This is a genomic window from Haliea sp. E1-2-M8 (assembly GCF_030649675.1).
In the GTDB taxonomy this organism is placed as follows: Bacteria; Pseudomonadota; Gammaproteobacteria; order Pseudomonadales; family Halieaceae; genus Haliea.
Genome location: NZ_JAUTDR010000001.1, coordinates 293504 through 308975 on the forward strand (window position 1 = coordinate 293504; position 15472 = coordinate 308975).

Below are 15472 nucleotides of genomic sequence, written 5' to 3' on the forward strand. Positions count from 1 at the left end.
GGTAGCGCGATCGGGGTGCCAGACGCTTGAACAGCAGTACCGAAGCAGCGCTTATCACCGGTTCCTCAGCCCTGCTGTGCAATCCCGCGTTCAACGCTGTCACCGGCGATTGGCTGGACCCGGGATTCTGGGGTGATCGCGCCCGCCTGGTAGCTTCCGGGGGCCGCGGTGGCGCCTGGTATATCAGCGCCAGCGAGGGCGAATTCGTGCTGCGGCGGTATCTCCGCGGCGGCCTGGTGGCGCGGCTGTCCCGCGCCAGCTATGTGTTCACCGGTTTCAACAATACCCGCTCCCTGCGCGAGTTTCGCCTGCTGCTGCAACTGCGTGCGCGCGGCCTGCCGGTGCCGGAGCCGGTCGCGGCGCTGGCCCGCCGCAGCGGCCTGCTGTTCTGGCAGGGCGCCATCCTGTTGCGCCGGATACCGCGGGCTCACCCACTGCCGGAGTCCCCGGCCCTTGGTGAGGTCGATCTGTGGTCCAGGGTCGGAGAGCTGGTGCGCAGGTTCCACGACGCCGGCCTTGACCACGCTGACCTCAATTGTGACAACATCCTGGAGGCAGGCGAAGATCTGTGGCTGATCGACTTCGACCGCTGTCGGTTGCGCCCTGGCAGCGGGCCGCAGGCCCGCTGGAAACAATCCAACCTGCGGCGCCTGCGGCGCTCGGTGGCCAAGCGTTGCCGTGTGCTTCCTCCCGAGCGGCAAGAGGAGCTCTGGCAGCAGTTACTGCAGGCCTATGCGGCGAGCGGCGGCCAGCCCGGGCGGCCGTTGTGACCAGCGTGGTGCTGAAGCAGGAACTGCACGCGAATACCCGCCGTACCCGCCTGACCTATCGCGGCACGGTCGACGGCCGCCCCGCGGCCATCAAGTGCTACCGCCGGCCGCTGTTCGGGCTGTTCCACTGGCTGCGCGCCCAATATCGTGGGCGCCGCCTGCGCGCGGCGGGGGCAGCGGTGCCCGGGCTGGTGTATTCGGGCTGGTTCGCGGCGGAGCGCTGTTTCTGTTTTGCCACGGCCTTCCTTGAAAACTATCGATCGTTGCGGGCAGTGCTTACGGAAGAGCCCTCCCGGACCCGGCAGCTGGCGCTGGTCGCGGTACTGGGGCGCAGCCTGGCAGATGCGCATAACAAGGGCATCCTGCAACCGGACTGCAACCTGACCAACTTCATGCTCGGGGACAACGATGTACTGGCGTTTGTGGACGAAGATGATATTCGGGTCTATCGCGCAGGCCTGTCGCCGGCACGGGCCCGGTTGAACCTGGCCAATGTGGCGGCCAGGCTGCCGGATGAGGAAATGGTTGCAACGCTATTGGCTGCCTATCTCGGTGCGCGTCCCGCCGGGGTGGGGGCAGGTTGGGACCCGGTGCGCTTCCGGGCGGCGATCGCACACTGGGAGCGCAGACTTGCCCACAAGCGGGCGCAGCGTAATATCACCGAGCAGCGTCGTTTCGACTGACTGCGGCCGGCGCTGCATGGGCCAGGGCGCCGGCGATCACCAGGTTGAGCAGGTAGCGCCCGCTGGAATACAGCATGTAGGCCTCAAACAGGTTGATGATCAGCCAGTACACGGTGAAGCCGGCGATAAACAGGAATACCGCATCGGGCATGCGCTGCTGCTGCCAGGTCTGTCGCGACCGCAGCAGCAGCCACAGCATCAACCCGAGAAACAGCAGTACGCCGGGTAGTCCGTACTGGGCGGCCAGGTCCAGGTAGCTGCTGTGCAGATGGGTATAGATCAACCTGAGCTCCGGGGTAAGGATCTCGGAACGCTGGCTGATCAGGTGGCTGCCCTGGATGCCCCAGCCGGTTAGCGGTCGCTCTAATATCCAGGGCACGCCGTAGACCCATGAACGCACCCGAATGCCGACGCCGTCATATTGCAGCGCCTCCACCTCCAGGCTCTCCAGTTGCTCGAACGTGCCCCGCCCCTGCTCGAACTTGCCCAACAGCTGCGTTGCCAGCACCATCGCCAGGGTCAGTAGCGCGGTGGCAGCCAGCAGGATCGGTAAGCCGCGGGCCGCGGTCCACTGCCGGCGGCGAGCCAGCATGCGCACCTTGAGCAGGGAAATCACAACGACCCCAATGGCCGTCCCCAGCCAGACTCCGCGGGTCTGGGTGAGCATGACGCCGGCTCCGGTCAGCAGCAGCAACAGCGCAATCAGCCCCGTGGTCAGCCGGGGCAGCGAGCCCCGCGCAATCCGGGAGAGTAACAGCGCATACAGGCCGAGAAATCCGGCACCAAAGAACATCGCCGTGTGCTGGGCATTGCGCAGGCCAAAATCGACCCGCTCGCCCGCCAGGCCGCGCAGGATCTCGGCCTGGCCACCGCCGGTAATCCAGGGCGAGAGCAGCAGGCCCCCGATCGCTCCCAGCCACATGTATTTAACGCTTTCGGGCCGGCCCGTGAGCCAGAAGACCATGAACAGGAACAGCATCCAGCGGGCGAGACGGTCCAGCTTGGGTGACGCCTCCACTTGGTAACCAACGAGTTCGGGTGTAAACCACCAGCTGGAGAGCTGCACCAGCAGGGCCGCAAGCATGAACAATGCGGGTACCCGAAGAATCCCCGGACGTACGCCGGCCAGCAGCAGCACCAGCGCGGGCAGGATGAAAACTATCTGGGCGATGTGTCCGACCTGGGGCAGAATCTGGTCCGCGGCGGCGAACACCACGATGGCCAGCAGGCAGGGCCACTGCAGCCAGCGATAGGCCTGCACTGCCAGCCCGCTGTCGGCGCGGGTCTCCCGCTGTGTATCGGCTCCGGTCACGTTGCGGGGAACTCGAGGAACTGGCGGGCGATGGTGTCCGGGTCAAAGGGCGCCAGCCAGTCTTCCCCGACTTTCCGCGGCAGTTGCGCGAGAGTAGCCTCTATCAGGGCGGCCAGGTCCGGCGCGGTGCGCGGGCAAAGGTAGCGCTCGGACTCGCCGCGGAAGACATCGCGTATGCCCCCGGGGCAATCCACGGAAATGATGGGCGTGCCGCAGGCCAGGGCTTCGGTCAGGACCAGACCCAGCCCCTCGTAGGCAGAGGCCAGCACAAACAGATCCGCGCCGGCCATCCAACAGAACGGGTTGCTGCGCTGCCCTGCAAACAGGACCCGGTCGCGAATGCCGAGGCTCTCGGCTTGCGCTTCCAGTGCCGGACGCAGCTCGCCATCACCGACAATTACGAGCAATTGCTCCGGCCGACACAGGGCATAGGCCTCCAGCAGTAGCGCGTGCCCCTTTTGCGGCACCAGCCGCGCGACATTGATGATGTAGGGTTGCTGCGGCAGGTCCGGGTCCGGCACCGCGGCCGCCGCCCGGATCTGCTCGACCGGGCAGGGATTGGTGATCACGCGCAGGCTGGCGGGTGTGATACCGCCCTGCGCAAACGCCGCCTCGGCGGATGTCCTGACACCGCTGGAGACGCAAACCAGATGGCGCCCGGCAAATACCAGCCGCCATTCGAGCTTTTTCTGCCACAGGGGCCGGTCGTGATGGATTACGTTCTCCAGCACATACACGCAGCGCGGGTCCCGCCAGGACCAGAAGTACTTGTAGGTGCCCAGACCGCGAAAAATGATGCGGTCGAAAGCGCCGAATTCCCGTTCCAGCCCGCGAATATTGCGCCGCAACAGCCAGCCGCTGAGCCAGCCCACCCAGATGAAGTGAGACCGGGGCAGGATCACCCCCAGCAGCAGTCGCGACAGCAGGAACACCGGAACACCGACGACCGATGCCAACAGTGCCCGCTGCTGGTCATGGTAGTGCACGATGACGCCGGGGTGTTCCGGCGCCAGAGTCCGGGGTCGGCGCCGGCAGGCCAGCAGATGGCTGTCGTGGCCCGCCGCCGCAAAGGCGTCGGCGAGATTGACCGCGGCCCGCTCCATGCCGCCCATCTTCAGGCTGTGGACGATAACCAGGGTACGCACGGGGTCAGCTATCCGCCGCGGCGGCTTTCACGATACCGTTGCTGGCCCACCAGCTCCGGTTCTGCTTTACCGCCTTGCGGATGGCCCGGTTATTGGCCCAGATTTCCGGCTTGGCATAGCCGCGGGCGTGATCCAGATGCAGGCAGACGGTGCTGTAGCGGATCTGGCGCGACTTGTGGCCGTAGTTCCACAGCCGCTCGCCCAGCTCCCGGTCCAGGCCGCCGTACTGCATGTCCTCGTTGAAGCCGTTGACCGCCACCAGGTCACGGGTCCAGGTGGAGCTGTTCATGCCATTCCAGCTTGCCGCCGCAGGTGTGATGCGGTTGAGCAGGCTTTGTTTCCAGGGTTTCCGCAGCAGCTTCCACAGCTTGTGGCTGCGAGGCTGACCGCGGGCGATAAGCCAGTCGCGGTCGAAAATGACTCCGCTGCTGATCTCCTCCTCGGTCAGGCTTTCGGAGACGGGCAGGGTCAGCTTGATATAGCCACCGGAGAGGAAGTACCCGGGCGCGGCCAGGCGATGGTGGGTAGCCACCAGGTTCGGTTCCGGGATGCAGTCGCCGTCGGTGAAGATCAGGTAGTCGCAGGGAGTGTCGGCGATGGCCCGGTTCAGGATCCGGCACTTGCGAAACCCCTGGTCTTCCTGCCAGACGTGTTCCAGGCGCAGGATTCCGCGTTCGCGGAAGCGGTCGACAACCGCCCGGGTCTCTGCTCCGGAGCCGTCATCGGCAATGATGGCGGTAAAGTCGCGGTGGCTTTGCTGTTCGTAGCCTGCGAGTACCTTTGCCAGCCACAGGGGCGAGTTGTAGGTGGTGATGACGACACCGATATGCTCGGGGGGCATTGCAGGTTCCTGTGTCTGGTCACACCGTTGCCGGTGAAGGAAGGAGTTTACCCCATCCGGGCCGATGCGTGCGATCAGGGTTGCTGTTCCCCCTGGTAGGGGTTCGGCTGCCCCGGCGGGCGGTGGCGGAACCGCTTGTATTCCCACTGGTACTGCTCTGGTGCCTCACGCACACAGGCTTCCACCGAGCGGTTCAGCGCGCTGGTGGCGACCACCGGATCCGGGGCTGCCATGCCCTCGGCACAGCGGCGTACCACCAGGCGGAAGCCGCTGCCATCGGGCAGCCGCTGGCACCAGGTCATCAGTGGGGTGGCACCGGATTTCTGCAGCAATTTTGACACCAGGGTCATGGTCCGGATCTCGATGCCGAAGAAAGGTGCAAAGGCGCTGCCGCTGCCTTTCGGGCTCTGGTCCGGCAGGATGCCCGCAACCTCGCCTTCCCGCAGGATCCCGATCAGCCGGGCGAGACCGCGGCGGTCGCCGGGTACCAGTTCCGAATCCTGGCGGCCGCGCTGGGCGGTCATGTAATCCTCGAAGCCTGGCAGGGAGGGCGGGCTGTAGAGTGCTGCCATGCGATAGCGGGTGGAAAAATACAGGCCGGCCAGCTCCCAGTTGCCCAAATGGGGAGCAAGCAGGAGCAGGCCTTTGCCACTGGCGCGGGCTTCCGCCAGCAGTTCTTCGCCGTCGATCTCGCGGATCAGGTCCAGGCAGCGCGGCACCGGCCATTCCCAGATCAGCGGGATCTCCAGGGCGACCTGACCCGTGTGGCGCAAACTGTCCCCGACCAGTTGCCGCTGCTCTGCCTCGCCGAGCTCGGGAAAGCAGAGCCGCAGGTTGATCTCCGTGACCCGGCGCGAACGTGTCGGCAGCCAGCTGGCGAGCGTACCGATTGTGCGACCGAGGCGCTGGGCGGCGGGCAGGCTGAGCTTGCTGAGGAGCCGGATCAGGCCGATCAGCAGTTGGGCGCGGGACAGTGCCATGTGGCGGGCGAAGCTCCGATTGAAAGGTCAGGGTCAGAAACTACCATCAGCGAACGGGCAACGCTATTTGGCGTCGCGGTACAGGTCCGGATCCTCTGGCGTGGGGCGGGTCTTGAACCGCCGATGCATCCACAGGTACTGCTCCGGATGGCGGCGAACCTCGCGTTCAATGGTCGCGTTCACCAGGGTCGCGTCCGCCAGATCATCGCCGGAGGGGAAATTCTCCAGCGGTGCCCGGAAGTGGATGTCATAGCCCAGTGCGTCGCTGCGGCGGAAGTGGCTGAACGGCAGCACCGTACAGCCGCTGTGCTCGGCGATGCGGGAGGTGGCGGTGATCGAGGCGGCGGGGATGCCGAAGAAGGGGGCAAACACGATACCTTTGCGACCATAGTCCTGGTCGGTGGCGTACCAGACCGTGCGGTTTGCCCGCAGCTGTCGCAGCAGGCCGCGCAGATTCCTGGCTGACAACGCCACGCCGTAGTGGCGCTCCCGGGCGCGGGTCATGAATGCGTTCAGCAACCGGTTGTTGTGGTCGCGCTGCATCACGTCGGCATCGACGAAGGAGGTTGCCAGGGTGCCGCAGAGATCCAGCGAACTGTAGTGGCCGCCGAGGGCGAGGATGCCCCTGCCCCGCTGCAGGGCCGCTGCCACATGCTCCAGCCCGTGCACGCGGGTATGCTTGAGGAAGTGCTCCGGCTTGCGAAACCAGGCCATGCCGATTTCCAGGATGCCGATGCCGTTGGAGTGGAAGGCACGGCGCACCAGCGCGCGCTGCTCCTGCGCATCCAGTTCGGGGAAACACAATCGTATATTCACCTCAGCGATATGGCGCCGGCGCGGAATCAGGCGCCAGGCCAGTTCGCCCACGCCGGTGCCCAGCCACCACTGGGCCCGCAAAGGCAGTTGCGCCAGCAGCCACATCAAACCGATCAGCAGCCAGGTCGGCCACCAGCGTGGGTGCAGGTAGCCGCTGTAGCGGGTGTCGCGGGGTTGCTGCCGGCGCTTGCTCACCTTGCGAAATGCTCACTCTGTTCTGGTTCCGGCCCGCAGTTTACCAGCCGGGGTGCGGCTGGCGGGAATACTTCGGCAGCGATAGTGCACGGGTTTCGGTAGAATGCCTGCTGACCCCGGTGCCGGAACTTGTATGCTGCGCGCGCTCTACTCCCTGCTGTTTCGCCTGGCGCTGCCCTTTGTGCTGCTGCAGCTGTGGTGGTCCGGGCGCGGCAATCCAGGCCTGCGCAGCCACTGGCGCCAGCGGCTGGGCTACCTGCAACCCGTGGCGCAGCCGGTGATCTGGGTGCACGCGGTATCGGTGGGGGAAACAATCGCCGCCGCTCCCCTGGTCAAAGCCCTGCTCAGGCACTACCCGGACCAGCCGATCCTGATGACCGCGATGACCGCCACGGGCGCAGCCCGGGCTCGCGCCCTGTTCGGTGAGCGGGTGCAAGTGGCGTTCTCACCCTACGATACGCCGGGCGCGGTTGGCCGCTTTCTCGACCGCGCCCGTCCCGTGGCGCTGGTGATTCTGGAGACCGAGCTGTGGCCAAATATGGTCGCCCTGACCCGGGCTCGCGATATCCCGGTCATGCTGGTCAATGCACGCCTGTCGGAGCGCTCTGCCCGCGGCTACCGGCGCATTGGTGGCCTGGTGCGGCCAATGCTGGCGAGTCTGGACTGGATCGCAGCCCAGGCGGAAGACGATGCCCGCCGCTTTATCGACATTGGTGCGTCGCCACAGGTCGTCACCGTGACCGGCAGCATCAAATTTGATGTCGAGATTGAGCCGGAGGTGCGTCTTGCGGCTGCCAGTCTGCGCAATAGCCTGGGCGCGAGCCGCCCGGTATGGATCGCCGCCAGTACTCACGATGGCGAGGATAGCCAGGTCCTCGCGGCTCATCGCGGCGTGCTGGAACAGTACCCCGAGGCGCTGCTGATCCTGGTGCCGCGCCATCCCGAGCGCTTCGAGCAGGTGGCCCACGAGGTGACTGCGGCCGGCTTCAGGCTGGCCCGGCGTTCCATTGCTGCAGATGCCCGGGCAGCGGAGGTGTATCTCGGCGATACCATGGGCGAACTGCTGCTGCTTTACGGGACGGCCGATCTCGCCTTTGTGGCCGGCTCGCTGATAGAGCGCGGCGGCCACAACCCGCTGGAACCTGCAGCGTGGGCCCTGCCGGTGATCACCGGGCCGCAGGTGTTCAATTTCGAGGTTATCTATGATGCGCTGCAAGCGGGGAGCGGACTGCTCCGGGTCGCCGACAGCGACAGCCTGGCCCGGGCGGTATTGTCGCTGCTGGCGGACCCGCAGCGGCGCGTGAGCACCGGGCGCGCTGCGCTGGCAATCGTGGCGGCCAATCGGGGAGCGCTGGAAAATGTCCTGACGGGGGTGGTGGCCCGTCTGCCGCGCTAGTGTCGCATCACCCCGCTAGAGCCCGCCCAGCAAGGCTGCGCGCAGGGCCGGGCGGCTGGTGTCTGGCGACAGCCAGATGGCGACGAAGTATGCACCAAAATCGGCGTCTTCCATCATTCCCAGTTTCTCGCCGTTGAAGTAGAAGGTGCTGCGATTATCCGCATCCAGCTCCAGGGCGATGACATCGTTCTTGCCGACGTCCGGCCACAGCGCAGTCAGTTCCTTCAGCCAGGCGTCGCGCCGTTCGTGGGCCACCTGCAGGTGATCCCATTCAGCGTCGGTCTGCTCTACCAGCGCTTTCGCCTTGATCTTGCGCAGGTACTCAATCTCCAGCCGCAGGGGACGCTGGTCCTGTTGATAGCGGCCGTCCTCCGTATACAGGCGAGAATCGTAGACGGAGAAGAACATCACGTTGAGGCGCGCCTCGCCGACCATTTGCAGGGAGGACGAGGCCGCCAATGCGGTGGTGGCCAGCAGGCCGAAGACGAGACTAGCCAGGAAGCGGGTCATGACTCTCAACCTCCACAGGACCGAACAAGCGCCGTTGCAGATAGTATAGCGCCGGCAGCAGCAGTGACCAGATCAGCGCCATGATCAGCAGGCTTTGCCACAGGGGCCAGCCGAACTCCACCGCGCCCAGGCGGGAGCCGGCGAAGTAGTTGAAGGGGAACACCAGCCCGCCGGCAAGGGCGGTCAACCAGGGCCGGGCGCCGAGAAAGGCGAGGCTGCGGCCCGGGGTGGTGGCGAAAGCCAGCCACAGGCAGCCCAGCCAGCCGGGCATCAGCACGCCCCCTGCAAACTGGAACACGCCGACCAGGCTGAGGCCCGTGTCAACGGCAATGCCGATCCCGCCGAGCAGGGCCAGTTGGCGTATCTCCAGGCGCCGCCTCGCCACCAGCAGCAAGTGCAGGCCGATCAGGCCGAGGCTGACCACAAGCAGGTTGTCGCGCCCCAGTACGGTGCAGAACCAGGTGCTCTGGAACCAGAGGGCGTTGAACCAGGGCTTCTCGCCGAGTTGGCCGGCGAAGGACCGGGGGCTGGCGGCGCTGTCAGCAAGCGGTGGCGTCATGCCAGTGTGACCTCAGGAATGGGGTCTTGTTACGGGCCGCAGCCAGCGCCGGATCAGGCGGCTCCTCAGCTGCCGTGAGTGCCCAGGTAGTGTGAGCTCAGGGCAGGGGGTTTTTCCAGGGTCTCATTGATCTCGTAGAGACGCTCGTAGCGGGTTTCCCGGATCAGCCAGCGGCCGTTGACCTTCACGTAGCGGTCCCAGTACAGGGCGGTACCCGTGGTGAGAGCGTTGTGTTCCAGCAGCCACATATTGTCCGCCAGGTACCAGATACCGGTGGCCTCGGTCTCGCTGAGGATCTGGATTTCCGGCTGGTGGCCGTTGTGGTGGCCGACGGAGCGCTTGTTGAAGGACTTGCCGATATTGGCCAGATAGTCGGCCTTGCCGTTGACCTTCCATTCGTAGCTGCCACCGATGAAGTGAACCTCGACGTCGTCGTGGAACAGAGGGCCGAGCTCGTCCAGGTTGGCGGTGTCGATGCAGCGGAAATAGGCGTGTTTGAGCTGCTTGATGGCCTCCATGTCCATCAACCGCTGGATATCCCGGCGCAGGCCCTCGATGTCGGTACCGGTAGCCTCCAGGGGCAATCCATCCTGGATTCCCATGGTGCTCTTGTTCAATTTCTGCCGCTGCGTTGTCATTGTGCTGTCCCTCCGGGCTGTTATTCGTCGGCAGTGTAAGCGCCGCGCGGGCAGGGGTCATCAGCCGGGGGCTGAATAGTTAGGCTCGCCGCCAGAACTGTTGCGGCCACAGCCAGCTTCAGCGCGGGCGGTGCTTTTCGGCGCTGTGGATCACCGCTTCCCCCAGCAGCAGGGTCACGATGACGCCGATCAGCACCGGCCACTGGATGCCGTCCACCGGCGTGTAGACAAACAGCACGATGGACAGGGCCAACACCAGGAAACAGGCCCAGGCGCAGAGCCGGGCCAGCGGCATGCCGCCGGGGATGCGGTAGGGACGATGGTGGTGAGGATCCGTGCGGCGCAGTTTGAGGAAGGTCAGCAGCATGCCCAGGTAGGGCAACAGGAAGATAACCGCGCTGAAGGTGAACAGGGACCAGAACAGGTCTTCGTTGGACAGCGCCAGGAAGCCGTACAGCAGCAGCACGACAGTGCTGACGATACCCATCAGCACCGCAGCCCCGATTGGCGTGCCCAGGGATTTGTTCTCGAAGGCGAAGATGCGTGGCAGCTCGCCCTCCAGCGCCGCTTCTGCAGCCGCCCGGTTGCAGCCCAGGGCCCAGGTGACGCCGTTGGAGAAAAACGTGTAGAGGGCGCCGATGCCCAGCACGGTGACGAACACGGTGCCCCCCGCGCTGCCGCCAAAGAACAGTTGCAGGGTGTCGACGAGCCCCTCCACCAGGTTGATGTCGGCGGCGGGGAGGGCGGCCAGTACCGCCATGGTGCCGCCGACATAGAGCACCAGGATGATCACACCGGAGATCAGGATGGAGCGCGGTACATCCCGGGCCGGGTTGCGCATTTCCTCACTGCCGGCGCTGACCAGCTCGAACCCGAGCATGCCGTAGATAATCGCCGGGATGTAGTGAATGCTGTTGCTCCAGTCCGGTGTCAGCGTCTCCAGGGTCAGCGGATTGGCCATGCCGTGGTCCTGCACGTGAATGATCGCGCCGACAATGATGGCAAGAAAAATCAGAACCTTGAGGATGGCGCCGAGGTTGGGAATCCACTTGCCGACCTCCAGGGTCACCACGTTGACCAGCACCGCCAGCCAGGTCAGGACGATGCCGATGGCAATCTGCCAACCCAGGCTGAGATCGGGAAAGAACATCTGCTTGAAGACCCCGGCAAAGAGGATGAAGATCGCCGGCATCCACACCGCGGTATTGACCCAGTAGCACCAGGTCGCCCGGGCGCCCCAGCGGCCGCCGTAGGCATCCCGGATCCAGGCGTAGATCCCGCCCTGCTGCGGGTAGGCGCAGCCCATTTCGGCGCAGATCAGGGCAAAGGGGACAAAGAACACCAGCCCCAGCAGCAGCCACCAGAACAGGCTGGGGGCGCCGACCGAGGCGGCGGCGGTCAGGGTATCCAGCAGCAGGATGGCGGAGACGGTGAACAGGACCATGTCGCGCTGGCGCAGGGTTTTGCTGTGCACGATCTGCTCGGTCATCGCAGTTGCCCCCTAGGGGAAAGGGCTAGTTGACGCCATAGTGCGCCGCGGTTTCATCGAGCGCCTGGTGCAGTTTCTCCACCAGGATGTCAATTTCCGCCGTGCTGCTGACCAGCGGTGGCGCGGTAATCATGGCATCCCCGGTCTGGCGCACCATCAGGCCATTGCTGTTGGCGCGGTCGCGGCAGTAGACCGCGGCCTGGCCGTCGGGCGCCAGGCGCTCGCGGGAGCCCTTGTCGCGAACCAGCTCGACGGCGGCGAACATGCCGCGGCCGCGCACCTGGCCGACGATCGGGTGGCTTTCCAGCTCCCGCAGGCGGCGCTGGAAATGCGGCGCTATGTTGTCCGCGGCGGTCTGGATGATATTGGTCTTGTGCAGGGTCTGTAGCGTGGCCAGGCCCGCGGCGCAGGACGCCGGGTGCCCGGAGTAGGTCAGGCCGTGAGTGAACTCGCCGCCGTGGGCCAGCAGCACGTCCGCGATCTGGTCGCTGATCATCACCCCGCCGAGGGGGATGTAGCCGTTGGTGATGGCCTTGGCGAAGGTCATCAGCTGGGGCTTGATCTGGTAGGTGTCGCTGCCGAACCAGTCCCCGGTGCGGCCGAAGCCGCAGATCACTTCGTCGGCGATCAGCAGGATATCGCGCTCGTCGCAGATGCGCTGGATTTCCGGCCAGTAGGTGTCCGGGGGCACGATAACACCGCCGGCGCCCTGGATGGGTTCGGCGATAAATGCGGCGACGTTCTCCTCGCCCAGTTCGTCGATCTTCTGTTCCAGTTCCCGCGCCACCTTGACCCCGAATTCCTCCGGGGACAGGTCGCCGCCCTCGGCAAACCAGTGCGGCTGGTTGATGTGGTGGACGTAGTTCAGGCCCCAGACCTGCGCATGCATGGCGCTCATGCCGCCCAGGGAGCCCGCGGCGATGGTGGAGCCGTGGTAGGCGTTCTTGCGGCTGATGAAGTGTTTCTTGTTCGGTTTGCCCAGCAGGTCGAAGTAGCGGTGTACCAGGCGGATATTGGTGTCGTTGGCCTCGGAGCCGGAGTTGGTGAAGAACACGTGGTTGAAGCGCTCGGGGGTGATTTCTACCAGCGCCCGGGCCAGCTCCACCGCGGGCTGGTTCGAGCAGCGGAAGAAGTTGTTGTAGAAGGGCAGTTCCTGCAACTGACGATAGATGGCTTCAACGATCTGGTGCTGGCTGTAACCGAGGTTGCAGCACCAGAGGCCGGACATGCCGTCCAGCATCTTGTTGCCGTCGGTGTCGTAAATATAGATGTGCTCGGCCCGGTTGACGATGCGTCCGCCGTGGGCGGCGTAGTCGCGCAGGTCGGTGAACGGGTGGAAGTGGTGGGAGCGGTCGAGGTCCCGCAGTGCTTGCGAATCAGCTGTCATGTCCATTGTCCTGAGTATCTACCCGGAAGTGGTATAGTCGCGCACACCGCCAGCGTAGTTTAATGATGATGCCGAATAGTGTGGCACAGCCTCCCGCTGAAGCAATTACCCCTAAAGTGGTGTTTTCCATGAATGATGTGCAGCAGAGCCTGCAGGCTTTTCTCAACAGTAACCCGGATATCGAGATCTTCGAGGTCATGCTCCCCGACATCGGCGGCGGCATGCGTGGCAAGTGGATCACCCGGGACAAGATCCACAAGGTTTTCGCCGGCGAGGTCAAGCTGCCAGCGAGCTCCATCGCCTTCGATACCTGGGGCCGCGACATCGAGGCCTGGGTGTTCACCGGCGGCGACGGCGACGGTTACTGCGAGGCGGATGTCCGCACTTTGGTGCGGGTGCCGTGGATGCCGCGGCCCACTGCCCAGGTGCTGATGTCGATGCGCGAGGCCGACGGCAGCCCCGGTGTCCTCGATCCTCGCTTCATGCTGCGCAACATCATGGCCCGCTTCGCGCAACTGGGCCTGACCCCGGTGCTGGCCACGGAAATGGAGTTCTACCTGCTGCAGGAGGAGCCCGATAGTTTGGGTCGACCCCGCCATACCCAGACCGACCGGGTCGGCGGCCGCCTGCACGCGGGCCAGACCTACTGCCTGGACACCATGGCGTCCATGTCGGAACTGATGCACGGGATCCGCGATGCCTGCGAGATTCAGCAGCTACCGGTAGACACGCTGATCAAGGAGGGCGCGCCGTCCCAGTACGAGATCAACCTGTATCATAGCCCCGACGCCCTGCTCGCCTGCGACCAGGCGGTGATGCTGCAGCGCGCGATCAAGGGCGTGGCCCGCAGCCAGGGTTTGCTCGCCACTTTCATGGCCAAGCCTTTCGGTGAGCTGGCGGGTAACGGCATGCATGTGCACTGCAGCCTGCTGGATGCCGAGGGCAACAACGCCTTCGACGACGGCACCGGCAGGGGCACGCCGCTGTTGCGCCAGGCGATCGCCGGCTGTATGGCGAGTATGGCCGACAGCATGCTGCTGTTTGCCCCGCACCTGAATTCCTACCGCCGTTTCCGCCGCGGCACCCATGCTCCGCTGGCGCCCTGCTGGGGCTACGAAAACCGGACCGTTTCCCTGCGGGTGCCCACGGACCAGCCGGCGGCCACCCGCATCGAGCACCGTGTCGCGGGTGCGGATGCCCACCCCCACCTGGCCGTTACCGCGATTCTGGCCGGCATGCTCGCTGGTATCGAGCAACAGCTGGAAGCACCGCCGCCAATCGAGGGTAACGCCTACGACCAGGTGCCGCTGTCCCTGCCGCGCTACTGGCCGGACGCGCTGGATCGGTTCCGTGATTCGGCGTTCATCCGCGACAACTTCGGCCCCGAATTCCAGCGCGTGATGACCCTGATGAAGGAACAGGAGATGGACGACTTCGACCGCCAGGTTACCCCGCTGGAGTATGACGCCTGTCTCTAGTGCTCAAACCGTTTGAGCACCAGAGGGCGGCCGCAACACGCTGCCGCCCAGGAGCAGCGGCACCAGCAGGGTGTAGCCGCCCAGCACCAGTGCAATACTGCGCATGTCAATTCCGGCGTCCATCAGGGCTCCGAATAATACCGGTGAGATCGCCGTGCTCACCACCATCACCGCGTGCAGCATGGCGCGGATGGCGCCGATGTGGCGGGTGCCGTAGAGCTCTGCCCACAGAGCGCCGCCGAGGGTGCCATGGGCGCCGGCGGACAGACCGAGCAAGCCCATGTAGGCGAAGACCTCCCAGGTGGCACTCTGTTGCCACAGCAGCAGGCAGCCCAGTCCCATGGGAACCAGGTAGAAGCGCATCAGCCGCCGCGCCGTATAGCGGTCGGTGAGAAAGCCAGCCAGCAGGCCGCCGCTGACCTGGAACAGGGCGTAGGCGGTAAAGGCCGAGGCCAGCAGGGGCAGGGTCCAGTCCGTGGCTTCAGCCACCGCCGTCTGGTGGAAGAACAGGCCGGTAATAACGAAGGGCGTGGTGAGTGTGACCGGGAGAATGGCGTAAAAACGCCAGTCCCGGAGCACCTGCTGGCGGCTGGCGTGGCTGATGTCGGGGCTGTCATTCAGTATCGGCGCAGGCAGCTCGCGGCACAGTCGCAGCAACAGGGGAATCAGCAGCAGCAGCGCGACAGCTGCCAGCCACCACAGCTGGCGCCAGGCCACCACGCCCAGCGCGGCGACCACCAGCATCGGCAATAGCGCCTCGCTCAGCGGGAAGCCCAGCTGGGCCAGCGCCAGGGCGCGCCCGCGCCCGGCCTGGAAATAGCGGGCAATAGTGGTGACGGCGATGTGGCCCATCAACCCCTGGCCGCAGAGGCGCAACAGCAAAATTCCCGGGATCAGCCAGAGGGCGGTGGGCGCCAGCGCCACCAGGGCACAGCCAGCGGCAAAGGTGAGTACCGCGAACGCGGTGTAGCGGGGCAATGGCACGTCGTCCAACCAGCGCCCGACCTTCACTATCAGCAGGCCACTGACGAGGGTGGCGCAGCTGTAGATCAGGCCGAGCTGGGCGTAGTCCAGGCCGAATTCATCGCGCCAGGCGCCCCCGAACAGGCCGATAAAGAAGGTTTGCCCAAAACCCGAGAACAGGGTCGCGAGCAGGCCGAAACCCAGCAGGCGGATACCGAAGTCGGGCAATTGACGGTCCTTGTGTTGCCGTGGCGGGTCGAGATTATAACGCAGGAGTTGCGGCCGCCCGGGGTGGTTTTCATCAGGAAAT

General features: G+C 65.3%; 15 protein-coding genes. 4 read left to right on the plus strand and 11 right to left on the minus strand.

Features of this window, described 5'->3' with window-relative positions:
* Window positions 1-26: 26 nt before the first annotated feature.
* Together Q6D67_RS01325 and Q6D67_RS01330 are read left to right on the plus strand one after the other, a co-directional pair.
* Entirely contained in the window at window positions 27-770 is a 744-nt protein-coding gene (locus Q6D67_RS01325; protein ID WP_304703710.1) for a 3-deoxy-D-manno-octulosonic acid kinase, read from the plus strand.
* Window positions 767-1453 (plus strand): hypothetical protein, encoded by a 687-nt coding sequence (locus Q6D67_RS01330; protein ID WP_304703711.1) that lies wholly within the window; start codon window positions 767-769, stop codon window positions 1451-1453. Before Q6D67_RS01325 ends, Q6D67_RS01330 begins: the two co-directional genes overlap by 4 nt.
* Here the strand turns inward: Q6D67_RS01330 and Q6D67_RS01335 are convergent.
* The 5 genes from Q6D67_RS01335 to lpxL all read right to left on the minus strand — a co-directional run bounded on the left by Q6D67_RS01335 (window position 1428) and on the right by lpxL (window position 6742).
* Window positions 1428-2765, minus strand: a complete 1338-nt coding sequence (locus Q6D67_RS01335) for an O-antigen ligase (protein WP_304703712.1) — start codon at window positions 2763-2765, stop codon at window positions 1428-1430. The two genes, Q6D67_RS01330 and Q6D67_RS01335, sit on opposite strands and share 26 nt — an antisense overlap.
* Complete coding sequence (locus Q6D67_RS01340; RefSeq protein ID WP_304703713.1) at window positions 2762-3910, minus strand: glycosyltransferase; 1149 nt, start codon at window positions 3908-3910, stop codon at window positions 2762-2764. Before Q6D67_RS01340 ends, Q6D67_RS01335 begins: the two co-directional genes overlap by 4 nt.
* A gap of 4 nt (window positions 3911-3914) precedes the next feature.
* Complete coding sequence (locus tag Q6D67_RS01345; RefSeq protein ID WP_304703714.1) at window positions 3915-4751, minus strand: glycosyltransferase family 2 protein; 837 nt, start codon at window positions 4749-4751, stop codon at window positions 3915-3917.
* A 74-nt stretch (window positions 4752-4825) separates the two neighbouring features.
* On the minus strand, window positions 4826-5731 hold the full coding sequence (locus Q6D67_RS01350; RefSeq protein WP_304703715.1) for a lysophospholipid acyltransferase family protein: 906 nt from the start codon (window positions 5729-5731) through the stop codon (window positions 4826-4828).
* Between the two features lie 63 nt (window positions 5732-5794).
* Window positions 5795-6742 carry an LpxL/LpxP family Kdo(2)-lipid IV(A) lauroyl/palmitoleoyl acyltransferase gene (gene lpxL, locus Q6D67_RS01355; RefSeq protein ID WP_304703716.1) on the minus strand — a complete coding sequence of 316 codons (948 nt, stop codon included), beginning with the start codon at window positions 6740-6742 and terminating at the stop codon, window positions 5795-5797.
* Between the two features lie 133 nt (window positions 6743-6875).
* On the opposite strand from lpxL, the gene waaA reads away from it, so the two are divergent.
* On the plus strand, window positions 6876-8138 hold the full coding sequence (gene waaA, locus Q6D67_RS01360; protein ID WP_304703717.1) for a lipid IV(A) 3-deoxy-D-manno-octulosonic acid transferase: 1263 nt from the start codon (window positions 6876-6878) through the stop codon (window positions 8136-8138).
* A 15-nt stretch (window positions 8139-8153) separates the two neighbouring features.
* Here waaA and Q6D67_RS01365 read toward each other — a convergent pair whose 3' ends face one another.
* The 5 genes from Q6D67_RS01365 to Q6D67_RS01385 form a co-directional block, all read right to left on the minus strand.
* On the minus strand, window positions 8154-8648 hold the full coding sequence (locus Q6D67_RS01365) for a chalcone isomerase family protein (RefSeq protein WP_304703718.1): 495 nt from the start codon (window positions 8646-8648) through the stop codon (window positions 8154-8156).
* Window positions 8629-9207 carry a DUF2878 domain-containing protein gene (locus tag Q6D67_RS01370; protein ID WP_304703719.1) on the minus strand — a complete coding sequence of 193 codons (579 nt, stop codon included), beginning with the start codon at window positions 9205-9207 and terminating at the stop codon, window positions 8629-8631. Before Q6D67_RS01370 ends, Q6D67_RS01365 begins: the two co-directional genes overlap by 20 nt.
* Window positions 9208-9272: 65 nt before the next feature.
* Complete coding sequence (locus Q6D67_RS01375; protein WP_304703720.1) at window positions 9273-9845, minus strand: nuclear transport factor 2 family protein; 573 nt, start codon at window positions 9843-9845, stop codon at window positions 9273-9275.
* A 118-nt stretch (window positions 9846-9963) separates the two neighbouring features.
* Window positions 9964-11334 carry an APC family permease gene (locus Q6D67_RS01380; RefSeq protein ID WP_304703721.1) on the minus strand — a complete coding sequence of 457 codons (1371 nt, stop codon included), beginning with the start codon at window positions 11332-11334 and terminating at the stop codon, window positions 9964-9966.
* Window positions 11335-11359: 25 nt separating this feature from the next.
* Window positions 11360-12727 (minus strand): aminotransferase, encoded by a 1368-nt coding sequence (locus tag Q6D67_RS01385; protein ID WP_304703722.1) that lies wholly within the window; start codon window positions 12725-12727, stop codon window positions 11360-11362.
* A 122-nt stretch (window positions 12728-12849) separates the two neighbouring features.
* Between Q6D67_RS01385 and Q6D67_RS01390 the strand changes: the two genes are divergently transcribed.
* A complete protein-coding gene (locus Q6D67_RS01390; RefSeq protein ID WP_304703723.1) occupies window positions 12850-14199 on the plus strand; it encodes a glutamine synthetase family protein in 1350 nt (449 codons plus the stop codon).
* A gap of 3 nt (window positions 14200-14202) precedes the next feature.
* Here Q6D67_RS01390 and Q6D67_RS01395 read toward each other — a convergent pair whose 3' ends face one another.
* A complete protein-coding gene (locus Q6D67_RS01395) occupies window positions 14203-15390 on the minus strand; it encodes an MFS transporter (protein ID WP_304703724.1) in 1188 nt (395 codons plus the stop codon).
* Between the last annotated feature and the right edge of the window lie 82 nt (window positions 15391-15472).

Bases quoted from the DNA above. Each gene is read 5' to 3' on its own strand.
- Q6D67_RS01345 (WP_304703714.1), bottom strand. From the start codon at position 4,751: ATGCCCCCCGAGCATATCGGTGTCGTCATCACCACCTACAACTCGCCC.
- Q6D67_RS01350 (WP_304703715.1), bottom strand. From the start codon at position 5,731: ATGGCACTGTCCCGCGCCCAACTGCTGATCGGCCTGATCCGGCTCCTC.
- waaA (WP_304703717.1), top strand. From the start codon at position 6,876: ATGCTGCGCGCGCTCTACTCCCTGCTGTTTCGCCTGGCGCTGCCCTTT.
- Q6D67_RS01365 (WP_304703718.1), bottom strand. From the start codon at position 8,648: ATGACCCGCTTCCTGGCTAGTCTCGTCTTCGGCCTGCTGGCCACCACC.
- Q6D67_RS01370 (WP_304703719.1), bottom strand. From the start codon at position 9,207: ATGACGCCACCGCTTGCTGACAGCGCCGCCAGCCCCCGGTCCTTCGCC.
- Q6D67_RS01375 (WP_304703720.1), bottom strand. From the start codon at position 9,845: ATGACAACGCAGCGGCAGAAATTGAACAAGAGCACCATGGGAATCCAG.
- Q6D67_RS01380 (WP_304703721.1), bottom strand. From the start codon at position 11,334: ATGACCGAGCAGATCGTGCACAGCAAAACCCTGCGCCAGCGCGACATG.
- Q6D67_RS01385 (WP_304703722.1), bottom strand. From the start codon at position 12,727: ATGGACATGACAGCTGATTCGCAAGCACTGCGGGACCTCGACCGCTCC.
- Q6D67_RS01390 (WP_304703723.1), top strand. From the start codon at position 12,850: ATGAATGATGTGCAGCAGAGCCTGCAGGCTTTTCTCAACAGTAACCCG.